Below are 26,043 nucleotides of genomic sequence, written 5' to 3'. Positions count from 1 at the left end.
TCCCCTCAGGCCCCGGTCAGCGGGCCGTAGGCGTCGGGGCGCCGGTCCCGGTAGAACGCCCACTGGGTGCGCGCCTCCTCGACCGCGTCGAAGTCCAGGTCGCGCACGAGCAGCTCGGGCTTGCGGTCCGAGGCGACGTCCCCGACGAAGGCCCCGCGCGGGTCGGCGAAGTAGCTGGAGCCGTAGAAGTCGTTGTCGCCGTACTCCTCGGTGCCCACCCGGTTGATGGCGGCGACGTAGTACAGGTTGGCGACGGCGGCGGCGGGCTGCTCCAGCTTCCACAGGTGGGCCGACAGGCCCCGGCTGGTCGCCGAGGGGTTGAACACCAGCTGCGCGCCGGCCAGCCCGAGCGCGCGCCACCCCTCGGGGAAGTGCCGGTCATAGCAGATGTAGACGCCGATCCGGCCCGCGGCGGTGTCGAACACCGGCCAGCCCAGGTTGCCGGGCCGGAAGTAGTACTTCTCCCAGAACCCCTTCACCTGCGGGATGTGGTGCTTGCGGTACTTGCCCAGGTAGGTGCCGTCGGCGTCGACCACGGCGGCGGTGTTGTAGAACCAGCCCGGCCCCTCCCGCTCGAAGACCGGCAGCACCATCACCAGGCCCAGCTCCCGGGCCAGCGCCGAGAAGCGGGCGACCGTCGGCCCGTCCGGGACCTGCTCGGCCAGCGCGAAGTGCGCGTCCTGCTGCACCTGGCAGAAGTAGGGCCCGGTGAAGATCTCCTGGAATCCGATGACCTGCGCCCCCTGGGCGGCGGCCTCTCTGGCGTAGCGCTCGTGGGCGTCGGTCATCGACGCGGTGTCGCCGGTCCACTCGGTCTGGACGAGCGCGGCACGAACCATCTGCGGCATGGCCCTCCTTAACGCCGTCCCGGGCCCCCCTTGGCCGCGGGAAGCGTCGAAGGTAAGCAGGCCCTGCGCCGGGGGTCAACGGCCCCGGGCGACACGCCCTGTCCGGACCCGGGGTTTCGGTCGGCCGGAGCGGTGACGGGCGGGGCCGGTGTCCGCCATCCGAAAGTAACGGGGGTCACCCCACCGATCGGCCCGCGGGGAGGTCTACCCTGGCTTTCTATGGCCACCGAAGCCCCAGAACCGCTGCCCGCGGACGAGATCGACATCCACACCACCGCGGGCAAGCTCGCCGACCTCCAGCGACGGCGCTACGAGGCCGTCCACGCCGGTTCGCAGCGAGCGATCGAGAAACAGCACGCCAAGGGCAAGATGACGGCGCGCGAACGGATCGACGCCCTGCTGGATCCAGGGTCGTTCACCGAGTTCGACGCCCTGGCCCGGCACCGGTCCACCAACTTCGGCCTGGACGCCAGCCGCCCCTACGGCGACGGCGTGGTCACCGGGCACGGCACCGTCGGCGGCCGCCCGGTCGCCGTCTTCAGCCAGGACGTCACCGTCTTCGGGGGCTCCCTGGGCGAGGTGTACGGCGAGAAGATCGTCAAGGTCCTGGACCACGCGCTCACCAACGGCTGTCCCGTCGTGGGCATCAACGAGGGCGGCGGCGCGCGGATCCAGGAGGGCGTGGTGGCCCTGGGCCTGTACGCGGAGATCTTCAAGCGCAACGTGCACGCCTCCGGGGTCGTCCCGCAGATCTCGGTGATCATGGGCGCCGCCGCCGGCGGGCACGTCTACTCCCCCGCCCTCACCGACTTCGTGGTGATGGTCGACAAGACCTCCCAGATGTTCATCACCGGCCCCGACGTCATCAAGACCGTCACCGGCGAGGACGTGTCCATGGAGGAGCTGGGCGGGGCGCGGGCGCACAACACCCGCTCCGGCGTGGCCCACTACATGGGCTCCGACGAGCAGGACGCCCTGGACTACGTGCGCGAGCTCCTGGACCACCTGCCCGACAACAACCTGGACGAGGCCCCGGCCGCGCCCGGCGCCGCCGACCTGGAGCCCACCGCGGAGGACGCCGAGCTCGACACGTTCATCCCGGACTCGGCCAACCAGCCCTACGACATCCGCCGGATCATCGAGCACGTCGTGGACGACGGGGACTTCCTCGAGGTCCACGAGCACTTCGCCGGCAACATCGTGGTCGGCTTCGGCCGGGTGGACGGCCAGAGCGTGGGCGTGGTCGCCAACCAGCCGATGAACTTCGCCGGGTGCCTGGACATCGACGCCTCGGAGAAGGCCGCGCGCTTCGTGCGCACCTGCGACGCCTTCAACGTCCCGGTCCTCACCTTCGTCGACGTGCCCGGCTTCCTGCCCGGCACCGACCAGGAGTGGAACGGCATCATCCGGCGCGGCGCCAAGCTCATCTACGCCTACGCCGAGGCGACCGTCCCGCTGATCACCGTCATCACCCGCAAGGCCTTCGGCGGCGCCTACGACGTGATGGGCTCCAAGCACCTGGGCGCCGACGTCAACCTGGCCTGGCCCACCGCCCAGATCGCGGTCATGGGCGCCCAGGGCGCGGTGAACATCCTGCACCGGCGCACCCTGGCCGCCGCCGAGGACGTGGAGGCCGAGCGGGCCCGGCTGGTCGAGGAGTACGAGGACACGCTGCTCAACCCCTACTCCGCGGCGGAGCGCGGCTACGTCGACGGGGTCATCCTCCCCTCGGAGACGCGCGTGTCGGTGGTCAAGGCGCTGCGGTCGCTGCGCGGCAAGCGCAAACAGCTGCCGCCCAAGAAGCACGGGAACATCCCGCTGTGAGCGCCCGGCAGAGCCCCGCACCGGACGGGCCGCACCTGAGCGTGGTCCGCGGCGACCCCTCCGCCGAGGAGGTCGCCGCCCTGGTGGCCGTGCTGACCGCGCGCGCCCGCGCCGCGCAGGCCGCCCGCGCGGCCGCCGAGGCCGCGCCCGGGCCCCGCTCGGCCTGGCGCGACCGCTCCCGGCTGCTGCGCCGCCCCGTCCGTCCCGGACCGGGCGCCTGGGCGCGCAGCTTCCACCCGGGCTGACCCGGCCCGTCCCGATCGTTCACCAGGAGGATTCCCCACCGTGCGCAAAGTCCTGATCGCCAACCGCGGGGAGATCGCGGTACGCGTCGCCCGCGCCTGCCGCGACGCCGGGATCGCGAGCGTGGCCGTCTACGCCGACCCCGACCGCGAGGCCCTGCACGCCAAGACCGCCGACGAGGCCTACGCCCTGGGCGGGGCCGCCCCCGCCGACACCTACCTGGACGCCGCCAAGCTCCTGGACGTGGCCGCCCGCTCCGGCGCCGACGCCGTCCACCCCGGCTACGGCTTCCTGTCGGAGAACGCCGACTTCGCCCGGGCCGTCACCGAGGCCGGGCTCACCTGGATCGGCCCCCCGCCGGCGGCCATCACCGCCCTGGGCGACAAGGTGCAGGCCCGCCACATCGCCGCCAAGGTCGGCGCGCCCCTGGTCGCCGGCACCCCCGAGCCCCTGGAGGACTCCGCCCAGGCGGTGGCCTTCGCCCAGGAGCACGGCCTGCCCATCGCCATCAAGGCCGCCTTCGGCGGCGGCGGGCGCGGCCTGAAGGTCGCCCGCACCCTGGAGGAGATCGGCGAGCTGTTCGACTCGGCGGTGCGCGAGGCCACCGCCGCCTTCGGCCGCGGGGAGTGCTTCGTCGAGCGCTACCTGGACCGCCCCCGCCACGTCGAGACCCAGTGCCTGGCCGACGTCCACGGCAACGCCGTGGTGGTCTCCACCCGCGACTGCTCGCTGCAGCGCCGCCACCAGAAGCTCGTCGAGGAGGCCCCGGCCCCCTTCCTGACCGAGGAGCAGAACGCCGAGCTGTACGCGGCCTCCAAGGCCATCCTGCGCGAGGCCGGCTACGTGGGCGCGGGCACCTGCGAGTTCCTCGTGGGCGCCGACGGCACCATCTCCTTCCTGGAGGTCAACACCCGCCTGCAGGTCGAGCACCCGGTCTCCGAGGAGGTCGCCGGCATCGACCTGGTGCGCGAGCAGCTGCGCATCGCCGACGGCGAGGAGCTGGGCTATGACGACCCGGCGCTGCGCGGCCACTCCTTCGAGTTCCGCATCAACGCCGAGGACGCCGGGCGCGGCTTCCTGCCCGCCCCGGGCACCATCACCCGCTTCACCCTGCCCGGCGGGCCGGGGGTGCGGGTGGACACCGGGTGCGAGGAGGGCTTCACCGTCCCGGCCTCCTTCGACTCGATGGTGGCCAAGCTGATCGTCACCGGCGCCACCCGGGAGCAGGCCCTTCAGCGCTCGGCGCGGGCGCTGGCCGAGTTCGAGGTCGGGGGCATGCCCACCGTGATCGGCTTCCACCGGGCGGTGGTGGCCGACCCGGCCTTCGCCCCGGCCCCGGGCGAGCCGTTCAGCGTGCACACCCGCTGGATCGAGACCGAGTTCGACAACACGGTCCCCCCGTTCGAGGGCGTGCCCGCCCAGGCCGAGGAGGAGGACCCGCGCGAGTCGGTGACCGTCGAGGTCGGCGGCAAGCGCATCGAGGTCGTGCTCCCCGGAGGGCTCGGCGCCGCGGCGGCGCCCGTGCCCGCGGGCCGCTCCGGGTCCAGGAAGGGCGGGCGGAAGAAGGGCTCGGGCGGGGCGGCCGCCGCGAGCGGGGACGCGCTGGTCTCGCCGATGCAGGGCACCGTCGTCAAGGTCGTGGCCGAGGACGGCGCCACCGTGGCCGAAGGGGACACGGTGGTGGTGATCGAGGCCATGAAGATGGAGCAGCCCCTGGCCGCGCACAAGGCCGGCACCGTCGCGGGGCTGTCGCTGGCCCCGGGCGACACGGTCTCCAGCGGCACCGCCGTCTGCGAGATCAAGGACTCCTGAGGGCACCGGGTGCGGCGGGGTGTCCGCCGCACCCGACCCGACATAACGGGACAAGACAGGGCAACCAGGGCGAACGTGACCGGATTGACACCCCCGGGCGGGGGAATAATCGGGCGCGGCCGGTTATTGTTCCTAACCGTGACGAACCTGTGGGGCCTTACCGAGCGACGGCACGTCGACCTGTGCCGCGTCGCCAGCCAGGCGTGTCGCTGACCGCCTGAGCCGATCCGCCGCACCCGCCGATCGACCCGCATCCCACCGCTGCGCGCCTGCCGTGCGTCGTCCCCGCGCAGGCCGCCCCGTTCCGCTTCGTCCGCCCGCCGACCCCGGCACCACCTCCGCCCGTCGGCGCCTGCCCTGATCCAGGAGCCCTCCCGTGCTATCCGCGCTCAGACGCATCCCCCGTATCCCGTTCGCCGTCCAGGTGCTCGCCGCCCTCGTCCTGGGCATCGCGCTCGGCGTGGCCGCCCGCCAGCTCGGCGGCGACGCCGAGAACCCCAACGGCCTGGCGGTCGCCCTCGACACCATCGGCGGCACCTTCGTCACGCTGCTCAAGGCGATCGTCCCGCCGCTGATCCTGCTGGCGGTCATCTCCTCCATCGCCCAGCTGCGCAACGTCTCCAACGCCGCCCGCCTGGCCGGCCAGACCCTGCTGTGGTTCGCGATCACCGCGCTGATCGCGGTGGCCATCGGCATCGGCCTGGGCACCCTGGTCCGCCCCGGCGTGAACAGCGGCGTGGACGCCGGCGCCGTTCAGGACCCGGGCACCACCGGCTCCTGGATGGCCTTCCTGGAGAGCATGGTCCCGCAGAACTTCCTGGGGCTGACCGCCTCCACCGACGGCGAGGTCCTGCCCGACGGCGGCGGCCTGGACCTGTCCACCGGCCTGACCTTCAACGCCCTGCAGCTCATCGTCATCGCCATCGCGGTCGGCGTGGCCGCGGTCAAGACCGGCAAGGCCGCCGAGCCCTTCCTGGCCTTCACCGACTCGGCCCTGCAGATCGTCCTCAAGGTCCTGTGGTGGGTCATCCGCCTGGCCCCGCTGGGCACCCTGGGCCTGCTGGGCAACGCCGTCTACAGCTACGGCTGGACCACCATCGGCGCGCTGGGCTCCTTCACCCTGGCCATCTACATCGGCCTGGCGCTCGTGGTCTTCGCCGTCTACCCGCTCCTGGCGCGGGTGCACGGGCTGTCCATCGGCAAGTACTTCTCCGGCATCTGGCCCGCCGTGCAGCTGGGCTTCGTCTCCCGCTCCTCGATGGGCACCATGCCGGTGACCCAGCGGGTGGCCGAGACCAACTTCGGGGTGCCGCGCCACTACGCGTCCTTCGCGGTGCCGTTCGGCGCCACCACCAAGATGGACGGCTGCGCCGCGATCTACCCGGCGATCTCGGCGATCTTCGTCGCCCAGTTCTTCGGGCTGGACCTGTCGCTCACCGACTACCTGCTGATCGTGTTCGTCTCGGTGATCGGCTCGGCGGCCACCGCCGGCACCACCGGCGCGACCGTGATGCTCACCCTGACGCTGTCCACCGTCGGCCTGCCGCTGGAGGGCGTGGGCCTGCTGCTGGCCGTCGACCCGATCCTGGACATGGGCCGCACCGCCACCAACGTGGCCGGGCAGGCGCTGGTCCCGGCGATCGTCGCCAAGCGCGAGCGCATCCTCGACGTCGAGCGCTACCACGCCCCGCGCGGGCTGGGCGGGTTCGTCGCCGACGACCACGTCACCGCCGCCGAGCGGCTGGCCGCGCAGCAGGAGCAGGCCGGGGCCGAGCAGGCGGCGGCGAAGGAGGACTCCGAGGCCAAGGTGGGCACGGGCGCCTGACCCCCGCGACCCGCCGCACCACGGGCGGCCCGCCGGGCACGGCGGGCCGCCCGTAGTCTGTGCCCCAGGGACCGGTCTCCCCTTTCCGGGAACCGGCGGCTCCCGCCGTTCGTCCTTACCGAATGAGGGAGGCGAGAGGAACGACATGTTGCGCCGATTGGTAGTACCGGCCCTGTTAGCAGCGGGCCTTGGCGTCGCCGCGGCGGCGGCCCCCGCGGCCGCCGACGTCCCCGACGCCGGGGACGCGGTCCAGGACCTCGAATCCGACCACTTCTACATCGAACAGAGCATCACCGAGAACATCCCCGAGGCCGAACAGGAGGCGCTCGTCTCGGCCGCGCAGGACGCCGAGAGCGAGTCGCCCGTCTACCTGGTCATGCTCCCTTCGGAGAGCTTCGACTCCCAGACGGCCCTGGACGGCTACATGGACGAGCTCATGGGCGATGTGGGCGACGGCGTCTACGCCGGGTTCATGGGCAGCGGAGCCAACAACTTCTTCGTGGACTCCCCGGACCTGGAGCAGTCCGAGCTGAACGAGATCCGCGACAACGTCATCGCCTCCGACCCGGCCAACGAGGTCGACACCCTGGCGGCCGTCCCCGACGCCGTCGCCGAGCAGGAGGGCGACGCCGCGGCCTCCGGCATGTTCGGCATCGCGTTCCTGGCGGTCCTGGTGCTGGCGGTGGCCGGCGGCGGCTACTACGTGTACAGCTCCCGCAAGAAGCGCGAGGCCGAGAAGGCCAAGCAGCTCGCGGAGATCAAGCAGATGGCCCAGGAGGACGTGGTCCGGCTCGGCGAGGACATCGCCCAGCTGGAGATCGACGTGTCCCAGGTGGACGAGGCCACCCGGAACGACTACAGCCACGCCATGGACTCCTACGACCGGGCCAAGGCCACCCTGGACGACATCCGTGAGCCGCAGGACATCCAGCAGGTCACCACCGCCCTGGAGGACGGCCGCTACTACATGGTCGCCACCCGGGCGCGGATGAACGGCGAGCCGGTGCCCGAGCGGCGCCAGCCCTGCTTCTTCAACCCCCAGCACGGCCCCTCCGAGCAGGACGTGCAGTGGGCGCCCCCGGGCGGCGCGGTGCGCGCGGTGCCGGCCTGCGCGGTGTGCACCAGGGCCGTGCTCAGCGGCGGACAGCCCGACGTGCGCCTGGTCGAGGTGGACGGCGAGCGGCGCCCCTACTACGACGCGGGCCCGGACTACGCCCCCTACGCCGGCGGCTACTTCGGCATGAGCATGATGATGGGCATGTTCTCCGGCATGATGATGGGCTCGATGATGGGGTCCATGATGGGCGGCGGGATGATGGGCGCCGGCATGGAGGGCATGGGCGGCGGCGAGGACCTCGGCGGAGGCGACTTCGGCGGGGACTTCGGCGGCGACATGGACTTCGGCGGCTTCGACTTCTGAGCGCCGGCCTCCCGGCGCGCACGCGCACGAAAGGGCCCACGGCACCGCGCCGTGGGCCCTTCCCGTGTCCGCGCCCGCATCCCGGGCCCGGGCCCTACTCCGGCGAGGCCTGCATCAGCGACCGGGCCGCCTCGGTCACGCTGCCCGACAGCGAGGGGTAGACGGCGAAGGTGTGGGCGATCTCGTCCACCGTCAGGCGCTGCTGCACCGCGATGGACACCCCCAGGATCAGCTCGCTCGCGCGCGGGCCGACGATCACCCCGCCCAGCACGATGCCGGTGTGGCGGCGGCAGATCAGCTTGACGAAACCGTCCTTGCTGCCGCCCATCTTCGCCCGCGGGTTGGTGTCCAGCGGCAGGTTCACGATGCGCGCGTCCACCGTGCCGCTGCGCACGTCCTCCTCGGTGGCGCCGACCGAGGCGAGCTCGGGGTTGGTGAACACGGTGGCGGCGACCGTGGACAGCTTCAGCGGGGAGACCGCCTCGCCCAGGGCGTGCCACATGGCGATCCGCCCCTGCATGGCGGCGACCGAGGCCAGCATGTTCACCCCGGTGCAGTCCCCGGCCGCGTACACCCCCGGGGTGGAGGTCCGCGACACCCGGTCGACCTGGACGAAGCCGCCGCCGTCCAGGCGCACCCCGATCTCCTCCAGGCCGATCCCGCCGGTGTTGGGGATCATCCCGACCGTCATCAGGCAGTGGCTGCCCTCCACGGTCCGCCCGTCGGAGAGGGTGACCCGCACGCCCTCGCCGGTGTTGACCACCGACTCGGCGCGGGTGTTGCCGAGCACCTGCATGCCCCGGCGGCGGAAGACGCCCTCCAGCACCTCGGCCGCGTCGGCGTCCTGGGTGGGCATCACCCGGTCGCGCGAGGAGACCAGGGTGACCTCGGCGCCCAGCCCGGTGTAGGCGTTGGCGAACTCGGCCCCGGTGACGCCCGAGCCCACCACGACCAGGTGCTCGGGCATCTCCTCCAGGTCGTACAGGTGGCGCCAGGTCAGGATGCGCTCGCCGTCGGGGCGGGCGGTGGGCAGCTCGCGCGGGTGGGCGCCGGTGGCCAGCAGCACCACGTCGGCGCGCAGCCGCTCCTCCCCCACGGCGATGATGCGCGGGTCGACCATCCGGGCCTCGCCCGTGACGATCCGCACGCCCTCCTTCTGCAGCCGGGCGGCGGTGTCCTCGGACTGGGCCCGGGCCAGGCGCTTGACCCGGCCGTTGACCGCGGCCAGGTCGACACCGACCCGGCACTCGTCGCCGGAGTTGATGGTCAGGCCCAGCCGCCCGGCGTCCTTGACGTAGGTGGAGCGGACCGACGTGGCGATCATCGTCTTGGAGGGCACGCAGTCGGTCAGGACGCACGCGCCGCCGACACCGTCCCGCTCCACCACGGTCACGTCCGCACCCAGCTGGGCGGCGACCAGGGCCGCCTCGTACCCGCCGGGGCCGCCGCCGATGATCACGACCTTCGTCACGTCTGTTCCACTCCTTCGCGGCGCGCGGGACCGGGGCGCCGATCCGGCGCCGCTCGGCCGTTCGCCCGGATGTCTGCTCGCCTGTCGCACCTCCATTGTCCGCCATGGTCAGGGGCGGATTCTCCGCGGCTCCCCGGTCGGCGCGCCCGGTGCGGGCCCGGGTGCACGGCCGGGTCGGCGCCGGGGCGGCGGCGGCCTGCCCCGACGTCCGCGATACACACCCCGGCGTTGCGCTCAGTAACAAATCGGAAGCACAGGGGTACGCTCCGGAGATGTGAGCGAATCCACGCAAGACCGCCCCGTGGTCACGACGGCCGACGCGAAGGAGCAGGCGGCCGCGGCGGCGCAGGAGCTGAAGTCCCGCACCGGCGCCGACGGCTACGACGCCCTCGTCGTGCTCGGCTCGGGCTGGACCGACGTGGCCGACCACCTGGGCACGCCCGACATCGAGCTGGACTCCGCCGAGCTGCCGGGGTTCGCCGCGCCGACGGCACCGGGCCACTCGGGGCGGCTGCGCAGCCTGTGGGTGGGGGCCAAGCGGGTGGCCGTGCTGTGCGGCCGTGCGCACCTGAGCGAAGGGCACGACCCGATGGCGGTGGCGCACCCGGTGCGCACCGGCATCGCCGCCGGCGCCCCGGTGGTGGTGCTCACCGGGTCGGCGGGGTCGCTGCGCACCGACTACGCGGTGGGCGAGCCGATCCTGGTGCGCGACCACATCAACCTGACCGGGGCCTCCCCGCTGACCGGGCCGGACTTCACCGACCTGACGCGGGCCTATTCGGCGCGGCTGCGCGGCATCGCCGCCGACGCCGACCCGTCGCTGGCCGAGGGGGTCTACGCCGAGGTGACCGGGCCGGAGCTGATGACCCCGGCCGAGCTGGGCATGCTCCGCGCCTCCGGGGCCGACCTGGTCGGCCGGTCGCTGGCGCTGGAGACGATCGCCGCGGTGGAGATGGAGGCCGAGGTGATGGGCCTGGCGACGGTGAGCAACGACGCCGTGGCCGGGGTGTTCGAGCCCTTCGACCCCGACCGCGCGATCGCGGCGGTGCGGCGGCACACCCAGCGCCTGGGCGGGCTGCTGCACGAGGTACTTATGCGGGCCTGAAAAGGCCGGGAGGGGCGCCGCTCCCCTCCGCGCGAGGGAACGGCGCCCCTCCCGTCGGAGGGGTGCCCAGAAGGGGCCCACCGGGCCGTCGGCGCTGCGTGGCGAGCAGCATCCCGAGGCCGAGGATGACGGCGCCGTCCGGCCGTGCCGGCGGGGCCCGTGTGCACCGAGCGCGCGTGGGGGCGGGTGGCGATCCGCACCGCCGCGCGTTCCCGCTATTCAGTTGACCCGCAGTTGACCCGCAGTGCCCGGGGAGGGGCTTCCGGGGGTCCGGGGTTCCGCGCGATCCCCAGACCCCCGCCCGTTCTCCTTAGGCATGCCTTACCTAATCAGCTGGCCGCCGCCGCGTCAAGTCCCCCCGGACACACGAAGAGAGGGGAGCCCCGAAGGGCTCCCCTCTCTGTGTCCGTCCTCCGCGGGACGAGGTCTCAGAACAGCAGGGCGACCGCCGCGAGCAGCGCGACGGGCAGGGCCAGGGCGGCCACCGCGTCCGGCGACACCGCGGTCACCACGCCCTCGGCCCGCTCGGTGCCCCCCGAGGGCCTCGCCTTGCGGCGCTCGGCGATCTCCCGCAGGCGCTTGGCGTGCAGTTCGACCGGGCGCAGCTCGCGCGGGTCGGACTCGGCCACCGGGTCGGTGTCGGAGTACCCGCCGGCCCGGCGCAGGTTCTCACGGACCTTGGCCCGCTTGGTCTCGCGCAGCGCCCAGGAGCGCACGACGGTGCCGCCCGCGTGGACGCGCAGCACGTCGGTCACGTCGGCCCAGGTGAACTCCGACCACGGCACGAAGGTCTCGCGCAGGGGGTTGACCACCCGCACGCCGTCCTGGCCGGGGACCACCCGGGGGCGGAGCCAGAGGACGTAGACCCCGCCCACGGTCAGCAGCAGCACCCCGGCGGCGACCAGGGACGCCGTGTCGGAGCCGTTGAGCGCCAGGTCCAGCAGCAGCAGCGCGGCGACGCCGACCCAGATCCAGGAAAGGACCCGCGGCAGCGTCGCGGTCAGGGGTTTTCCGTCATCTCCCACAGGAACAGTCTTACCGCATGCCGGTACCGCCGCGGCCGCCTACATCAGCGCGCCGTCCCCCAGCGCGTCCTCGGCGGCGGGGCCGCGGGCACCCTCCCACAGGGCGGTCAGCGCCGCCGAGACCAGCACCCGCACCCCGTGGCCGATCGCCCGCTCGTCCACGTCGAAGGTGCCGCGGTGCAGGTCGAGCATGGGGCCCACGGCGTCCGGCGGGTGGGTGCCCAGCCGGGCCAGCGCCCCGGGGACGTGCTCCAGGTACCAGGCGAAGTCCTCCCCGCCCAGGCTCTGCGGGGTCGGGGCGAGGGCCTCGGGGCCCAGCGCCAGGCCGACCGCGTCGCGCAGCATCCGCACGCTCTCGGCCTCGTTCACCGTGGGCGGCACGCCCCGGCGGTAGTCCACCTCGGCGGTGGCCCCGTAGCCGCCCACCACCGTCTCCACCAGCTCCTTGACGATGTCCGGCGCCGAGTGCCAGGCGTCGTCGTCCAGGCAGCGCACGGTGCCCTCGGCCACCGCGTCGTCGGGGATGACGTTGGGCGCCGAGCCGGCGCTCACCCTGCCCCACACCAGGCTGAACCCGGCCCGCGGGTCGACCCGGCGGGACAGCGCGGCCGGCAGCTCGGTCACCACCTTGCCCAGCGCGTAGACCAGGTCGCTGGTCAGGTGGGGCCGGGCGGTGTGCCCGCCCGGCCCCGAGAGCCGCACCGCCAGCTGGTCGCAGGCGGCGGTGATCGGCCCCACCCGAAGCCCCACCTGCCCGCACAGCAGGCGCGGGTCGCAGTGCAGGGCGAAGACGCGGTCCACCCCGTCCAGGCCGCCGACGTCGACCACCGCACGGGCGCCGCCCGGCAGCTCCTCGGCCGGCTGGAAGAGCAGCCGCACCCGGCCGGGCAGCGCACCGGCCCGCGCCTGCTGGGACAGGAACAGCCCGGCGCCCAGCAGGGCCGTGGTGTGCACGTCGTGCCCGCACGCGTGCGCCGCCCCCGGCACCGTGGAGCGGTAGGGCACGTCCTTCTCGTCGGTCAGCGGCAGCGCGTCGATGTCGCCGCGCAGCGCCACCGTGGGCCCGCCGTCCCCGATGTCGCACACCAGCCCGGTCCCCTCGGGCAGCCGCTTGGGCGCCAGCCCGGCGGCGCGCAGCCGCTCCTCCACCCGCTGGGTGGTCCGGGTCTCGGCGAACGCCAGCTCGGGGTGCATGTGCAGGTCCCGCCGGAACTCGACGAGACCGCTCTGGCGGCGCGCCAGAAACGCGGCCAGTTGGTCCGGCAGATCTCGCCCCTGCATGCGTGGGCCCCCTCGTTCGTCATCGGTCGTGGGTCGTGTCGTCGCGTCCTGCCGTGCTACGCGGCGGCCGGGGTCCCGGTGCGGAACTCCGCGGCCAGCGCGTCCACGACGTCGTTGAGGGAGCCCCCCTCGCGCACGATCGCGCGCTGCCGCTCGTAGGAGGCGCCCTTGTCGAGCACTTCGGAGACCGCGTCCAGCTCCTCGGCGCAGCCCAGGCGCGCGGCCACCGGTCCGAGCTCGCGCACGAGCTCGTACAGGTCGTCCCGCAGCGGGACGGTGGACCCGCGCCCGTCGGTGATCACGCGCGCGTCCAGCCCGTAGCGGGTGGCGCGCCACTTGTTGTCGGTGACCACCCAGGCGGGCGGGCGGGGCAGCCCGTAGCCCCGGTCGAGCTGCTGGTCGAACAGCCGGACGAGGCTCTGCGAGAGGGCGGCGGCCATGCCGACCTCGCGCAGGGTGGGGATCCCGTCGAACATCCGGATCTCGATGGTGCCGTAGTCCGGGTGCGGGCGGACGTCCCACCACACTTCCTTGATACTGGCGATGGTACCGGCGCGCAGCAGTGTCTCCATGTATTCCTCGAAAGCCGGCCAATCGTCCAGCAGCGGCGGCGGCCCGGCGGTGGGCAGCGCGCCGAAGACCACCGACCGGGACGAGGCCAGCCCGGTGTCGTGCCCGCTCCAGTACGGGCTGGAGGCGGTCAGCGCCAGGAAGTGCGGCAGGTAGGCGGCCAGCGCGTTGACCATCGGCACCGCCTTCTCCTTGGACCGCACCCCCACGTGGACGTGCACGCCGAAGGTGAGGATGCGCCGGGCCAGCCACTGCATCTGCTCGATCAGCTCCCCGTAGCGCTGCACGGGGGCCAGGGTCTGGTCGCGCCAGTCGTCGACCGGGTGGGTGCCCGCGCACAGCGCGACCGCATCGCGGGGCTCCAGCACCTCCCGCAGGCGGTCGGTGCTGCCCCGCAGGTCGGCGACGGCCTCCTGCACGGTCTCGCACACCCCGGTCACCACCTCCACGGTGCACTGCATGAGCTCGTGCCGCAGCGGCGGGCACCCCGGGCCGCGGCTCAGGTCGGGCAGGTCGGCCAGCACCCGCTGGGCCTCCTGGCGCAGGTGGCGGGTGCGGGCGTCGACGAGCTGGAGCTCCCACTCCACGCCCAGGGTGGTCCGGTCAGAGGCGTTGAATTCGATGGCCACGGGCAACCTCCGAACAGGGGTCCGGCCGGCGCGCTCGCCGGCGCATGTGGCACCTTCACCCCCGGGGGCTCGGCTCCGCAACCCGCGTACTACCCACGGTACGCCTCCCCGCCCCGCCGGGCCCGCAGAATCCGGAACACGGCCCAGAGCGCCGCGCCGGCCGCGGCCGCACCGGCCGCCGGGGCCAGCGCCCGCAGCCGGCGCCGCAGCAGCCACCGGCGGGTCAGCACCCGCGAGCGGGCCCGGCCCTCGGCGGTGGGCCGGGCCGGCAGCACCGCGGCGGCGCGGGCCCCGTCGGCCGGGCGCACCGCGCTGCGCCCGGGAGCGCCCGGCACCAGCCCCACCGGCAGGTCCAGCGGGACCGCGCCCTGGTAGGGCGGCGGCACCGGCAGCCAGGTGGCCGTCCAGGCCGCGGCGAACAGGACCGCGCGCAGCACGATGTTCATCCACACCAGCAGCCCGACCAGCACCGCGAAGGAGGCGTAGACCGGGTTGTTCAGGGTGCTCGCGATCAGCAGCGCCCCCGCCGCCTTGAGCACCTCGAAGGCCGCGGCGGCCAGCAGCGCGCCGCGCCACAGCATCCGCCAGGGGCGGCGGGTCCCGGAGAGCCGGGAGAAGAGCACCAGGAAGATCAGCGTGTCGGCGGCCACCGCGATGGCGACCGCCAGAAGCCGGGTGGCGGCCACCGCGGCCACCGAGCCGTCCAGCTCCACCCAGGCCAGCACCCAGCGGGTGGCGGCCTGCGAGACGCTGGTCAGGGCCACCGAGGCCAGCAGGGCGGTGCCCAGCACCACCATCACCGCCAGGTCCTGCAGCTTGGCCAGGACCACGTTGGGCCCCTCGGAGGGGTTCTTCAGCCAGATCCGGTGCAGGGCCGCACGCAGCTGGCCCACGGCGCCCAGGCCGGTGTAGAGCAGGCCCAGCAGGCCCACCACCGAGGCCCCGGTGCGCGCCTGGGCGACCTGGTCGATGGGCAGCTCCGCGGCCAGGCCGGGGAGCAGGTCGCCGATGGCGGTCTCCAGGTAGTCGCGGGCGTCCGGGCTGAACTCGGCCACGTACCCCACCACGGCGAAGGCCAGGGCGATCAGCGGGAAGAAGGACAGGAACCCGAAGTAGGTGACCGAGGCGGCCAGGCGGCTGCCGTCCTGGTCGGTGTAGCGCTCGGCGGCCCGCACGGCGTGGTCGAACCAGGGGCGGCGGCGGCGCATCGCCCAGTAGGCGTCCATGCCGCGCCGGAACAGGTCCTTCGCCCGCTCTGCGACCCGGCCCGCCATCGCCCCCGCCTTCCGGAACGTCCCTGCCCGCGGACCGAGCGTAGCCCCACCGCCGCAGAGCGCGGAAGCGGGCCACGCACGGCACAATGAAGGCATCGTGAAGCTCTTCGCACGCCTGCTCGGCTCCCGCGGCCGCCCCGGCGGCCCCCTGCACTGGCCCGTGGCCGAACGCGTCGCCGGCACCGCCCTGGCGGACGCCTTCGCCGACGTCTACGGCACCCCGCCCGCGGGGGTGCGGTTCGCCCCCGGGCGCGTCGCGCTGATGGGCGACCCCGGCGCGCAGGAGGACGGCCCGGTCCTGCTGGCCGCCCTGCCCTGGGGTGTCCACCTGGCCTGGGCGCCCACCGGCGACGGCGCCGTGGAGCTGCGGCACGCCCGCGCACCGCAGGAGCGGCGCCCCCTCCCCGCGCCCCTGGCCGCCCGCCCGGCCGCGGAGCCGGGCGGCGGGGCACGCGTCCTCTTCGACACCGACCTCCCCGCGCCCGCGTCCCTGGGCGGGCGCGAGGCGCTCGCCGAGGCGCTGGGGGCGGCCCTGGGCACCGGGACCGCGCTCCCCTTCGCCGAGCGCACCGCCCTGCGCCTGGACCGGCGCACCGGGCGCGCCCGCGCCCTGCCCTTCGACCTGGAGGCCGCCGGGCTGCGGCTGCTCGTCGCCGACACCCGCTCGGGCCCGGCCGCCGACCCCGCCCGCCGCCGCGCCGAGTGCGCGCGCGCCGCCTCCCGCCTGGGCGTGTCCCGCCTGCGGGAGGTGGAGGACCTGGCCGGGGCGCTCGCCCGGCTGCGCGACCCGGTGCTGCGCGGGCGGGTGCGGCACGCGGTCACCGAGGAGAACCGGCTCGACGCGGTGGCGGGCCTGCTGCGGGCCGGGGCGCCGGCCGAGATCGGCACCGTGCTCACCGCCTCCCACCTGTCCCTGCGCGACCATTTCGCGATGTCCACCCCCGAGCAGGACCTGGCGGTGGAGCGGGCCGTGGGCGCCGGCGCGCGCGGCGCCCGGGCCACCGGCGGCACCGGGGACGCGGTCGTGGCGCTGGTGCCCGCCGAGCGCGCCGGGACGGCCGCCGAGGCCGTCCGCACCGCACTGGCGGAGCGCTCCCCCCGGGTCCGCACGGCGCTGCCGTGACCCGGACCGGCGGCGGCCGGATCGAACCGGAATACGATGAGCCGCGTCTGTAGGGGTGAGACGGCGAGACGACGGGAACGGGCGAACTGAACGATGGACCACGGCCGAGACGACGACGCCCAGCGCACGGGGGTCTTCCGCCGCGACGGATCCGGCGGCTACGACGAGATCGAGAAGCTGTACCGCTCGAAGAAGCGGTCGGCCGGGTCCACCCGCCGCATGCCCTCGGTCCGGGACCGGCCGCGCGGCCGCGAGTACGACGGGACCGGCGCCGCGCGCGAGCGGCGCCGGAGCGGTGAGCGCCGGCGCAGGCGCGCGCTGCGGATCACCGGCGCGGTGCTGGCCCTGGTGGTCCTGGCCCCGCTGGTCTTCGGCATCGGGTTCTACCTGTGGGCCGACGGCCGGCTGGAGCGGGTGGAGGCGATGCCGCCGGCCGACGGCCGCCCCGAGGAGCAGCCCGGCACCACCTACATGGTGGTCGGCTCCGACAGCCGCAAGGGGCTCAGCGACGACGAGCTGCAGGACCTGCGCACCGGCCGCGCCGAGGGCAAGCGCACCGACACCATCATGGTCGTCTACGTGCCCGAGGACGGGCGCCCGGCCATCGTCAGCGTGCCGCGCGACTCCTACGTGGACATCCCCGGCATCGGCCAGAACAAGATCAACGCCGCCTTCGCCGAGAACCTGGGCGGCGGGCCGAGCACCCTGGTCCAGACCTTCGAGCAGGCCTCGGGGGTGCGGATCGACCACTACGTGGAGATCGGCTTCGCCGGGTTCGTGGACATCGTGGACGCGGTCGGCGGGGTGGAGATGTGCCCCGAGGAGGCGATGGAGGACCCCAAGGCGGGCCTGGACATCGAGGCCGGCTGCCAGGACATGGACGGCGCCACCGCGCTGGGGTACGTGCGCACCCGCGCCTCGGCCCGCGCCGACCTGGACCGCATCCAGCGCCAGCGGGAGTTCTTCGGCGCCCTGGTCTCCAAGGCGACCGGCGCCTCGACGCTGGCCAACCCCTTCCGCCTGGTCCCGCTGGTCCGGGAGGGCACCGAGACCTTCGAGGTGGACCAGGACGACCACCTGATGGACCTGGGCGGCATGGCGCTGGCGATGCGCGAGGACCCGGCCACCACCTCGGTCCCGGTGGGCTCCACCCCCACGCTCAACGTGGGCAGCGTGGTGCTCTGGGACGAGGCCGCCTCCGAGGAGATGTTCTCGGCCATGCGCGAGGGGCGGGAGATCCCCGAGGACGCCATGCGGGACTGAGGCGGCCGCCCGGACGGCACCCCCGGACAAGGCGAAGGGCCCACCGCTCACAGAGCGGTGGGCCCTTCTGGTGACGTTCCGCACCGCGCGCGCCTACCCCCCAGCGGGCGCACGGCCGGCACGTCGGCCTCGGTGTCCGGGCGCGGTCCCTCTCGGGCGCCCCGAACATGCATAACTCTACGCAATACTCTCAAACTACGCGAACGGTACGGATGTGGCCTTCGCCGCACCCCGCGCGAACGCGTGAGCGGCCCCGCCGATTCCCCGGCGGGGCCGCTCACGGCCGACGTGCCCGGTGGCTCAGGCCAGGCGCTTCTGCAGGTTCTCGTCCAGCGCGGCCAGGAACTGCTCGGTGGTGAGCCAGTCCTGGTCACCGCCGACCAGCAGCGCCAGGTCCTTGGTCATCTGGCCGCCCTCGACGGTGTCGACGACCACGCGCTCCAGGGTGTCGGCGAACTCCACGACCTTGGGGGTGGAGTCCAGCTTGCCGCGGTGCTCCAGGCCGCGCGTCCAGGCGAAGATGGACGCGATCGGGTTGGTGGAGGTCGGCTTGCCCTGCTGGTGCTGGCGGAAGTGGCGGGTGACCGTGCCGTGCGCGGCCTCGGCCTCGACGGTCCGGCCGTCGGCGGTGCGCAGCACCGAGGTCATCAGGCCCAGCGACCCGAAGCCCTGGGCGACCGTGTCGGACTGCACGTCGCCGTCGTAGTTCTTGCAGGCCCAGACGTAGCCGCCCTCCCACTTGAGCGCGGCGGCGACCATGTCGTCGATCAGCCGGTGCTCGTAGGTCAGGCCGGCGGCCTCGAACTTCTCCTTGAACTCGGTGTCGTAGATCTCCTGGAACACGTCCTTGAACATGCCGTCGTAGGCCTTGAGGATCGTGTTCTTGGTGGACATGTACACCGGGTAGCCGCGGTCCAGGCCGTAGTTGAGGCTGGCGCGCGCGAAGTCCTCGATGGACCGGCGGTAGTTGTACATGCCCATGGCCACGCCGCCGCCCTCGGGGAAGCGCGCGACCTCCATCTCGATGGGCTCGCCGCCCTCGTCGGGCGTGTAGGTGATGGTGACCGTGCCCGGGCCGGGGACCTTGAAGTCGCTGGCCTTGTACTGGTCGCCGTGGGCGTGGCGGCCGATGATGATCGGCTGGGTCCAGCCGGGCACCAGCCGCGGGACGTTCTGGCAGATGATCGGCTCGCGGAAGACGACGCCGCCCAGGATGTTGCGGATCGTGCCGTTGGGCGAGCGCCACATCTTCTTCAGGCCGAACTCCTCGACCCGCGCCTCGTCGGGGGTGATGGTGGCGCACTTGACGCCGACGCCGTGCTCCTTGATGGCGTTGGCGGCGTCGACCGTGATCTGGTCGTCGGTGCGGTCGCGCGCCTCGATGCCCAGGTCGTAGTACTTCAGGTCGACGTCCAGGTAGGGCAGGATCAGCCGGTCCTTGATGAAGGACCAGATGATCCGCGTCATCTCGTCGCCGTCGAGCTCTACTACGGGGTTCTCGACCTTGATCTTGGCCATGGCTGTGTGGCTGTCCCTTCGTGTCGGCTGGCCGTCGCGCGGCTCAAAAAGGGCGTACGCGATATCTCGATATCAAGCTTATTAGACGCTCACGTGCCCAGGGCGGGTGCCACCCACGCCAAGACCACCAGCGCCGCGGCCAGCCCCAGCGCGGTGGCGATGTCGAACCAGCGCCCGCGCACGGCGAGCATGCCCACCCGGTCCTCGGGGAGGACATAGCGCAGGAGGGCGGCCAGCAGAAGGGCCCCGGCGATGATCGCCGGCCCGCGTTTGAAGTAGGCCGCGGCCACCACGACGATGCCCGCCCCCATGGTCGCCAGCACCAGGAAGTAGGGGACCTGGGCCAGCCAGCCGGGCGGCTCGTGCTGCTCCTCGCGCTGCTCCTGGGATGCGACCGCCGCCTCCAGTGGATTCCGGCTCACCGATCACCTCATGCTCGACCCCGGGTGGCGCACTCCGGCCACCGGCCGCGGCGGCGTGACCGAAACCCGGAGGAGATGCGGGGTCACGGTGGAGCGAACCATCAATGAACACTCGTCGTGACTGGCCACCGCAGGACCAGTCTAGTGAGTCCGCGCGCGCGGACGTCCCACGCCGCACCGTATCGGGCCCGGGACCCCGGCGTGCCCCGGTGGCCCCATCCCCGGCGATGGGCGTAAACCTCCCGCGATAGGTGTCTAACGGGGGAGTAAGCGCGTAGAACCGACAGGCCCCGGGTAACCAACCAGGAGACGAGTGCCACGGTGAGCGAGGACAGCCCCCCATGAACCCCACTCAGCACGTCAACCGCGCACCGTCCCATCGGCCACGCCCCACAACGGGAGGAAGAACCGTGGACGGGCCCTACATCAGGGTCGAGGAGACCGGGGACGTCTGCCGCGTCACCGCCGAGGTGACCACCGTCGGCCGCGGCGAGGGCGCCGACATCCGCCTCAGCGACCCCAGCGTCTCCCAGCTGCACGCCGAACTGGTGCGGCGCGGCCCCTACCTCTACGTCGTCGACCTCGGCCTGTCGCGCAACGGCACCCGGGTCAACGGCCGCCCCATCGCCCGGCGCGTCCTGGAGGAGGGCGACGTCGTCAGCTTCGGCTCGGCCCGCTGCAAGATCGGCGGGCTCCCCCGCGAGGACATCCACCCCGACGTCGAGCTGCGCCGCGGCGCCGCCCCCGAGCTCACCCGCCGCGAGCTGGACGTGCTCACCTCGCTGTGCCGCCCGGCGCTGTCCGACGAGGCGTTCGTCTCCCCCGCGACCGCCCGCGAGATCGCCGAGGACCTGGTGGTCACCGAGGCGGCCGTCAAACAGCACCTGCTGCGCCTCTACCAGAAGTTCCGCATCCCCGAGGGCCCCAACCGCCGCACCCGGCTGGCCAACGAGGTCGTCGCGCTGGGCCTGGTGCGCCCGATGCCGGCCGGGGACCGGGAGCGCAAGGCGGGCTGAACCCGCCCGGACGCCCCCGGCCCCGGTCCGCCGCTAGGCCAGGCCGGCCTGGCGCTCGGCCGCCTCGACCACGTTGACCAGCAGCATCGCCCGCGTCATCGGGCCCACGCCGCCCGGGTTCGGGGAGACGCAGCCGGCCGTGTCCCACACGTCGGCGGCCACGTCCCCGGCGATCCCCTGGTCGGTGCGGCTCACGCCCACGTCCAGCACGGCCGCCCCCGGCTTGACCATGTCGCCGGTGACCAGCCCCGGCTTCCCGGCCGCGGCCACCACCACGTCGGCGCGGCGGGTGTGCGCGGCCAGGTCCCGGGTGCCGGTGTGGCACAGCGTCACCGTCGCGTTCTCGCTGCGCCGGGTCAGCAGCAGCCCCAGCGGGCGGCCCACGGTCACCCCGCGGCCCACGACCACCACCTCGGCGCCGTCCAGCCCCACCCCGTACCGGGTGAGCAGCTCCACGATCCCGCGCGGGGTGCACGGCAGCGGCGCCGGCTCCGTCAGCACCAGGCGGCCCAGATTCGCCGGCTGCAGGCCGTCGGCGTCCTTGACCGGATCGATGAGGCCGAGCACCCGGTTCTCGTCCAGCCCCCCGGGCAGGGGCAGCTGCACGATGTAGCCGGTGCACGCCGGGTCGGCGTTGAGCTCGGCCACCGCCGCCTCCACCTCGGCCTGGGAGGCCGTGGCCGGCAGGTCGCGGCGGATGCTGGCGATGCCCACCTCGGCGCAGTCGCGGTGCTTGCCGCCCACATAGGAGCGGCTGCCCGGGTCGTCCCCGACCAGCACCGTGCCCAGCCCCGGAAGCACCCCCGCGTCCTTGAGGGCGGCCACCCGCCCGGCCAGCTCCGCCCGGATCTTCGCGGCGGTGGCCTTCCCGTCCAGGATCTGTGCGCTCATGCTCTGGCTCCCTGTCCCTCGGTCGGGGTCTGCACTAGTGGAAGAAGTGCCGGGTTCCGGTGACGTACATCGCCACCCCGGCGCGCTCGGCCGCCTCGGCCACGGCGTCGTCGCGCACCGAGCCGCCCGGCTGGACCACCGCCCGCACCCCGGCCGCGGCCAGCTCCTCCAGGCCGTCGGGGAAGGGGAAGAAGGCGTCGCTGGCGGCCACCGCGCCGGCCACCCGCTCCTCGCCGGCCCGCGACACCGCCAGCCGCACCGCGTCCACCCGGTTGACCTGGCCCATGCCCACGCCGACCGTGGCCCGGTCCGCGGCCAGCAGGATCGCGTTGGACTTGACCGCGCGCACCGCCCGCCAGGCGAAGGCCAGGTCGGCCAGGACCGCGGGGTCGGCCGGGGCGCCGGTGCGCAGCTCCCACCCGTCGGGGACGTCCCCGGGCGCGTCCAGCGCGTCCGCCGACTGCAGCAGCAGCCCGCCGCTGATCTGCCGGGCCTCCGGGCGCGCGGTCCGGTCCGGCGCGGCCACCTTCAGCAGCCGCACGTTCTTCTTTCGGGTGAGCAGCTCCAGCGCCCCCTCCTCGAACGCGGGGGCGGCCACCACCTCGGTGAAGATGTCGGCCAGCCGCTCGGCCATGGCCGCGGTCACCGGGCGGTTGGCGGCCACCACGCCGCCGAAGGCCGACAGCGGGTCGCAGGCGTGCGCCTTGGCGTGCGCCTCGGCGATGTCGGCGCCCAGCGCGATGCCGCACGGGTTGGCGTGCTTGATGATCGCCGTGCACGGCTCGTCGAAGTCGTAGGCGGCCCGCAGCGCCGCGTCGGCGTCGACGTAGTTGTTGTAGGACATCTCCTTGCCGTGCAGCTGCTCGGCGCCGGCCAGGCCCGGCCCCGCCGGGTCGTCGGTGGTGTACAGCGCCGCCCGCTGGTGCGGGTTCTCGCCGTAGCGCAGGGTGGCCGCACGGGTGTAGGCCGCGGCGTGGAAGTCCGGCCAGCCGGTGGCCCCGGCGGTGTCGTCGGGGGCGTAGGCCTCGGCGAACCAGCCGGCCACGGCGGCGTCGTAGGCCGCGGTGTGGGCGAAGGCCTGCGCCGCCAGCCGCCGGCGCGCGGCCTCCTCGAAGCCGTCGGCGCGCACCGCCTCCAGCACCTCGCCGTAGCGGGCCGGGTCGACCACCACGGCCGCGCTCGCGTGGTTCTTGGCCGCGGCCCGCACCATCGACGGCCCGCCGATGTCGATCTTCTCGATGCACTCGGCCGCGGAGGCGCCCGAGGCCACCGTCTCCCGGAACGGGTAGAGGTTGACCACCACCAGGTCGAAGGGGGCCACCCCCAGCTCCTCCAGCGCCGCGCGGTGCTCGGCGCGGCGCCGGTCGGCCAGCAGGCCCGCGTGCACCTTCGGGTGCAGGGTCTTGACCCGCCCGTCCAGGCACTCGGGGAAGCCGGTCACCTCCTCCACCGGCACCACCGGGACCCCGGCCTCGGCCAGGCGGGCCGCGGTGGACCCCGTGGAGACGATCTCCACCCCGGCCTCGGCCAGGCCCCGGCCCAGCTCCTCCAGCCCCGTCTTGTCGTAAACGCTGATCAGCGCGCGCCGAATGGCCTGCCGCGTCACCGGTTCTCCTCTGCTCGTTCGTTGCCGGCCGCGCCGGGCCGCACGTGCCGGCCCTCCAGGCGCCAGCCCTCCCGGGCCAGCCGGCCCACCGTCTCCACCAGCAGCCGGCGCTCGACGGCCTTGATCCGCTCGTGCAGCGCCTCCTCGTCGTCGCCGGGCTCCACCCGGACCGCCACCTGGTCGATGATCGGTCCGGTGTCCACCCCCTCGTCGACGAAGTGCACCGTGGACCCGGTGACGCGCACCCCGTGGGCCAGGGCGTCGCGCACCGCGTGCGCGCCCGGGAAGGACGGCAGCAGGGCCGGGTGCAGGTTGACCACCGGGGCCACGTCCAGCACCTCGCGGCCCAGGATCCGCATGAAGCCCGCCGAGACCACCAGGTCGGGTCGGTAGGAGGCGATGCGGGAGGCCAGCTCCGCGTTCCAGGCGGCGCGCTCGGCGCGGCCGCGGAAGGGTTCGGTGAACACCGGCACCCCGGCCTTCTCGGCCAGGGCCAGGCCCGCCGCGCTCTCTCGGTCCGATCCGACCGCGACGACCGCGGCTCCGTACCCGGGGTCCTGCGCCGCTTCGAGGAGCGCGGCCATGGTGCTCCCCGTCCCGGAGATGAGGACGACTACTCGCGCCGACAGTGTGGTTCCTCCTCGACAAGGCGGGTCCGCCCCTGCCCGGGGTCGCGTTGGGAACGCGCAGCATCCGGGCACGGAAGGCGATGAGGGCGGAATGCGCGGGAGGGCACCGCGCTCCCGCTCGCCCCAACCCTATCCTCCCTGCGCGGAGCCGGAGGGACCGGGGCCGTGAGCACGCCGCTCCTCCGGTAGCGTCTGTTCCGGCGCCTCCCCCCGAGCCGCCCGACCGAGGAAAGGACCAGCGTTGACCGAGCAGCAGCCGCAGGCCGACGGACAGCCTCCCGCCGTGGAGAAGGGCGGCCTGTGGGGGGTCTTCCTGTCGGCCGCCGGGCTGATGCTGCCGCCCTTCGGGGTGCTGCTGTCGGTGCTGGGGATCCAGCAGGGGCGCAAGGCCCGCCGCGCGGCCCGCGAGAACAGCACCCAGGCGCCGGGGGCCGTGCTCAGCGTGGTGCTGGGCTGGTTCGGCGTGGTGTTCTCGGTGGTGGCCGTCGCCGGCTACATCTACTTCTGGGACGAGTACAGCGCCTACCAGGAGTGCTCGACCCGGGCGCTGACGGTCAGCGCCCAGGAGGAGTGCGACCAGGCCTGGCGCTCGGCGGTGGCCGACCGCACCGGCGTCCCCGAGGACCAGGTGCCCTCGCTGGGCGGTTAGGCGGTCAGGTGCGGTCCTCGGCGGGCTCGGCCTCCGGGCCGGCCTCGTAGGTGATGCCGAACAGCTCCTCGGGGTCCTCGCCCTCGTGCTCGGCCGCCCGGCGGCGCCACCGCGGCATCCGCGGCCGCGGCAGCGCGGGCAGGCGGAACCGGCGCGGGCGCGCGGCCTCCTCGACCGGTGCCGGCTCGACCGGTGCCTCGTCTCCCGGCGGCTCCCCCTCCGGCCGCTCCCGCGCCGCCGTCCGCCGGAAGTGGCGCCAGTTGGCCACCCAGGCCGCGATCGCCGCCGCCAGGCCGACCTCCAGCGCGGTGATCAGCCCGACCTGCCAGGCCGAGGGCCCCACGTCGGCCAGCCGTTCCGCCCCGATCGGCCCGCCGGCCAGCAGCGACAGCGCGGTGAACACCAGCCCGGTGGCCACCCCGCAGACGAACCCCCACAGCGGTGCCGCCTCCCCCACCACGGTGGGCGCGCTGCGCTGGGTGAGCACCCCGCCCACTGCCCCGGCGGCGAACGGGGCGGCCAGCGCCGCCAGTGAGGCCACCGGGGCGGCGCCGTTGTCCGGCAGCGCCGCCAGCATCGGGAAGGCGGGCAGCGGCCCCACCGCCACACCGGTGGGGGCGACCATGGTGCCGCTGCCCACCGCGAACCCCGGGCCGACCGCGTAGGCGGCGCCGAACACCACGGCGTTGGGGGCGTAGGCCAGCTGGGCCAGCACCAGCAGGGTGCCGCCCACCGCGCCGGGGCCCAGCTCGCGGGTGATCGCGGCGGCCTCGCCGAAGCCGAACGCCAGGCCGCACAGGAACAGCAGCCCGCCGGCGGCCAGCAGCACGGCGGTGGCCCCGCCGGCCCCGGCCAGCAGGGAGCGCGGCCGGTCGGGCATCAGCTCCAGCATGCGGCGCAGCTCGATGCCCTTGTCGCGCAGCTGCTGGCGGAGCACGCCCAGCCCGCCGGCGACGAAGGCCAGGCAGAACCCGGCCACCAGCGCCTGCACCACGCTGGGGCGGACCACCTCGGTCTGCGCGGCCAGGGCCAGGGTGCCCGAGACGGCGGCGTAGGGCCCGGCCAGCGCCAGGGCGGCGCGGAACATGTGGCGCAGCCGGGGCAGCTCGCTGGTGCGCGCCAGCCACCGGCCCGCCCGGTACAGCAGCGCCCCGGGCAGCACCACCAGGCCCAGCGGCAGCATCATCACCTCGCCGCCGGGGATGCCGAAGCCGACCAGGTGGCCCACCAGCCAGGCCTGCACGGCGGTGCGCGCCACGTCGGCGATCTCTTCGCCGAAGGCGTCGTGCGGGGCGGCCACCCACCCGGCCAGGGTCAGGGTCATCAGCACGGCGAGGCCGACCCCGGCCGCCCAGGCCGCGGCCAGCCCGCCCGCGGTGTACAGCGGGCGGTGGTCGGTCCCGCGTCGGTCCGAGGGTTCCTTGGGCGCGCTCACCCCGCCCATGCTGCCAGCACCGGGCGCCCGGAACGAGCACGCCCCGCCCCGGAGGTCCGGGGCGGGGCGGTGCCGTGCGGTCCGCTCGGGGACTAGAAGAGGTCCCGTGCGAGCTTGGCCGTCTCGCTGGGGGTCTTGCCGACCTTCACGCCGGCCGCCTCCAG

At 74.2% G+C, this 26,043-nt stretch carries 23 protein-coding genes; 11 read left to right on the top strand and 12 right to left on the bottom strand.

Annotation, left to right across the window (positions count from 1 at the left end):
• Nucleotides 1-5: 5 nt before the first annotated feature.
• Nucleotides 6-848 carry a nitrilase-related carbon-nitrogen hydrolase gene (locus C892_RS0123500; RefSeq protein WP_017538590.1) on the bottom strand — a complete coding sequence of 281 codons (843 nt, stop codon included), beginning with the start codon at nt 846-848 and terminating at the stop codon, nt 6-8.
• A 219-nt stretch (nt 849-1,067) separates the two neighbouring features.
• Between C892_RS0123500 and C892_RS0123495 the strand changes: the two genes are divergently transcribed.
• The 6 genes from C892_RS0123495 (at nt 1,068) to C892_RS0123475 (ending at nt 7,972) form a co-directional block, all read left to right on the top strand.
• Nucleotides 1,068-2,672, top strand: a complete 1,605-nt coding sequence (locus tag C892_RS0123495) for an acyl-CoA carboxylase subunit beta (RefSeq protein ID WP_017559194.1) — start codon at nt 1,068-1,070, stop codon at nt 2,670-2,672.
• Complete coding sequence (locus tag C892_RS0123490) at nt 2,669-2,917, top strand: acyl-CoA carboxylase subunit epsilon (protein WP_017538592.1); 249 nt, start codon at nt 2,669-2,671, stop codon at nt 2,915-2,917. Before C892_RS0123495 ends, C892_RS0123490 begins: the two co-directional genes overlap by 4 nt.
• 40 nt (nt 2,918-2,957) lie before the next feature.
• Nucleotides 2,958-4,727 (top strand): acetyl/propionyl/methylcrotonyl-CoA carboxylase subunit alpha, encoded by a 1,770-nt coding sequence (locus C892_RS0123485; RefSeq protein WP_017559193.1) that lies wholly within the window; start codon nt 2,958-2,960, stop codon nt 4,725-4,727.
• 9 nt (nt 4,728-4,736) lie between these two features.
• A complete protein-coding gene (locus tag C892_RS32825) occupies nt 4,737-4,940 on the top strand; it encodes a putative leader peptide (RefSeq protein WP_394296686.1) in 204 nt (67 codons plus the stop codon).
• A gap of 163 nt (nt 4,941-5,103) precedes the next feature.
• Nucleotides 5,104-6,552, top strand: coding sequence for a dicarboxylate/amino acid:cation symporter (locus tag C892_RS0123480; protein ID WP_017559192.1), 1,449 nt, complete (start codon nt 5,104-5,106; stop codon nt 6,550-6,552).
• Between the two features lie 145 nt (nt 6,553-6,697).
• On the top strand, nt 6,698-7,972 hold the full coding sequence (locus tag C892_RS0123475; protein WP_239647505.1) for a cbb3-type cytochrome c oxidase subunit 3: 1,275 nt from the start codon (nt 6,698-6,700) through the stop codon (nt 7,970-7,972).
• 94 nt (nt 7,973-8,066) lie between these two features.
• On the opposite strand, the gene C892_RS0123470 is transcribed toward C892_RS0123475, so the two are convergent.
• Nucleotides 8,067-9,443, bottom strand: a complete 1,377-nt coding sequence (locus C892_RS0123470; protein WP_017559190.1) for an NAD(P)H-quinone dehydrogenase — start codon at nt 9,441-9,443, stop codon at nt 8,067-8,069.
• 301 nt (nt 9,444-9,744) lie between these two features.
• On the opposite strand from C892_RS0123470, the gene C892_RS0123465 reads away from it, so the two are divergent.
• Nucleotides 9,745-10,548: a purine-nucleoside phosphorylase gene (locus C892_RS0123465; protein ID WP_017559189.1), complete on the top strand. Its 804-nt coding sequence runs from the start codon at nt 9,745-9,747 to the stop codon at nt 10,546-10,548.
• Between the two features lie 428 nt (nt 10,549-10,976).
• Here C892_RS0123465 and C892_RS0123460 read toward each other — a convergent pair whose 3' ends face one another.
• The 4 genes from C892_RS0123460 to C892_RS0123445 form a co-directional block, all read right to left on the bottom strand.
• The gene (locus C892_RS0123460; protein WP_017538598.1) at nt 10,977-11,573 is read right to left on the bottom strand and encodes a PH domain-containing protein; all 597 of its coding nucleotides are present in this window, start codon (nt 11,571-11,573) and stop codon (nt 10,977-10,979) included.
• Nucleotides 11,574-11,612: 39 nt separating this feature from the next.
• Nucleotides 11,613-12,854, bottom strand: a complete 1,242-nt coding sequence (locus C892_RS0123455; RefSeq protein ID WP_017559188.1) for an amidohydrolase — start codon at nt 12,852-12,854, stop codon at nt 11,613-11,615.
• A gap of 56 nt (nt 12,855-12,910) precedes the next feature.
• Nucleotides 12,911-14,053 (bottom strand): glutamate--cysteine ligase, encoded by a 1,143-nt coding sequence (locus tag C892_RS0123450; RefSeq protein ID WP_017559187.1) that lies wholly within the window; start codon nt 14,051-14,053, stop codon nt 12,911-12,913.
• A gap of 89 nt (nt 14,054-14,142) precedes the next feature.
• Nucleotides 14,143-15,327, bottom strand: a complete 1,185-nt coding sequence (locus tag C892_RS0123445) for a YihY/virulence factor BrkB family protein (protein ID WP_026124583.1) — start codon at nt 15,325-15,327, stop codon at nt 14,143-14,145.
• Between the two features lie 97 nt (nt 15,328-15,424).
• Between C892_RS0123445 and C892_RS0123440 the strand changes: the two genes are divergently transcribed.
• Together C892_RS0123440 and C892_RS0123435 are read left to right on the top strand one after the other, a co-directional pair.
• The gene (locus C892_RS0123440; protein ID WP_017559186.1) at nt 15,425-16,450 is read left to right on the top strand and encodes a galactokinase family protein; all 1,026 of its coding nucleotides are present in this window, start codon (nt 15,425-15,427) and stop codon (nt 16,448-16,450) included.
• Nucleotides 16,451-16,543: 93 nt separating this feature from the next.
• The gene (locus tag C892_RS0123435) at nt 16,544-17,713 is read left to right on the top strand and encodes an LCP family protein (protein WP_017559185.1); all 1,170 of its coding nucleotides are present in this window, start codon (nt 16,544-16,546) and stop codon (nt 17,711-17,713) included.
• 300 nt (nt 17,714-18,013) lie between these two features.
• On the opposite strand, the gene C892_RS0123430 is transcribed toward C892_RS0123435, so the two are convergent.
• Nucleotides 18,014-19,231, bottom strand: a complete 1,218-nt coding sequence (locus C892_RS0123430; protein ID WP_017559184.1) for an NADP-dependent isocitrate dehydrogenase — start codon at nt 19,229-19,231, stop codon at nt 18,014-18,016.
• Between the two features lie 89 nt (nt 19,232-19,320).
• Complete coding sequence (locus C892_RS0123425) at nt 19,321-19,653, bottom strand: DUF3017 domain-containing protein (protein WP_017559183.1); 333 nt, start codon at nt 19,651-19,653, stop codon at nt 19,321-19,323.
• Nucleotides 19,654-20,063: 410 nt separating this feature from the next.
• On the opposite strand from C892_RS0123425, the gene C892_RS0123420 reads away from it, so the two are divergent.
• Nucleotides 20,064-20,669 (top strand): FHA domain-containing protein, encoded by a 606-nt coding sequence (locus tag C892_RS0123420; protein ID WP_017538605.1) that lies wholly within the window; start codon nt 20,064-20,066, stop codon nt 20,667-20,669.
• A gap of 33 nt (nt 20,670-20,702) precedes the next feature.
• Here C892_RS0123420 and C892_RS0123415 read toward each other — a convergent pair whose 3' ends face one another.
• Genes C892_RS0123415 through purN form a run of 3 tightly spaced genes read right to left on the bottom strand, consistent with a single transcriptional unit; the run spans nt 20,703 to nt 23,795 of the window.
• A complete protein-coding gene (locus tag C892_RS0123415; protein ID WP_017538606.1) occupies nt 20,703-21,560 on the bottom strand; it encodes a bifunctional methylenetetrahydrofolate dehydrogenase/methenyltetrahydrofolate cyclohydrolase in 858 nt (285 codons plus the stop codon).
• Nucleotides 21,561-21,594: 34 nt separating this feature from the next.
• Complete coding sequence (gene purH / locus C892_RS0123410; protein ID WP_017559182.1) at nt 21,595-23,166, bottom strand: bifunctional phosphoribosylaminoimidazolecarboxamide formyltransferase/IMP cyclohydrolase; 1,572 nt, start codon at nt 23,164-23,166, stop codon at nt 21,595-21,597.
• Nucleotides 23,163-23,795: a phosphoribosylglycinamide formyltransferase gene (gene purN / locus C892_RS0123405; protein ID WP_083934462.1), complete on the bottom strand. Its 633-nt coding sequence runs from the start codon at nt 23,793-23,795 to the stop codon at nt 23,163-23,165. The genes purH and purN overlap by 4 nt, the downstream gene beginning before the upstream one ends.
• Nucleotides 23,796-24,036: 241 nt before the next feature.
• Here purN and C892_RS0123395 point away from each other — a divergent pair, with 241 nt between their 5' ends.
• Nucleotides 24,037-24,444, top strand: coding sequence for a hypothetical protein (locus tag C892_RS0123395; protein WP_017538609.1), 408 nt, complete (start codon nt 24,037-24,039; stop codon nt 24,442-24,444).
• A 4-nt stretch (nt 24,445-24,448) separates the two neighbouring features.
• Here the strand turns inward: C892_RS0123395 and C892_RS0123390 are convergent, their stop codons facing one another.
• A complete protein-coding gene (locus C892_RS0123390; protein ID WP_017559180.1) occupies nt 24,449-25,888 on the bottom strand; it encodes a cell division protein PerM in 1,440 nt (479 codons plus the stop codon).
• Nucleotides 25,889-26,043: the final 155 nt, after the last annotated feature.

The sequence above is a fragment of the Nocardiopsis baichengensis YIM 90130 genome (assembly GCF_000341205.1).
Taxonomy (GTDB): Bacteria; Actinomycetota; Actinomycetes; order Streptosporangiales; family Streptosporangiaceae; genus Nocardiopsis_A; species Nocardiopsis_A halophila.
This window is presented reverse-complemented; position numbering and strand designations above follow the sequence as displayed.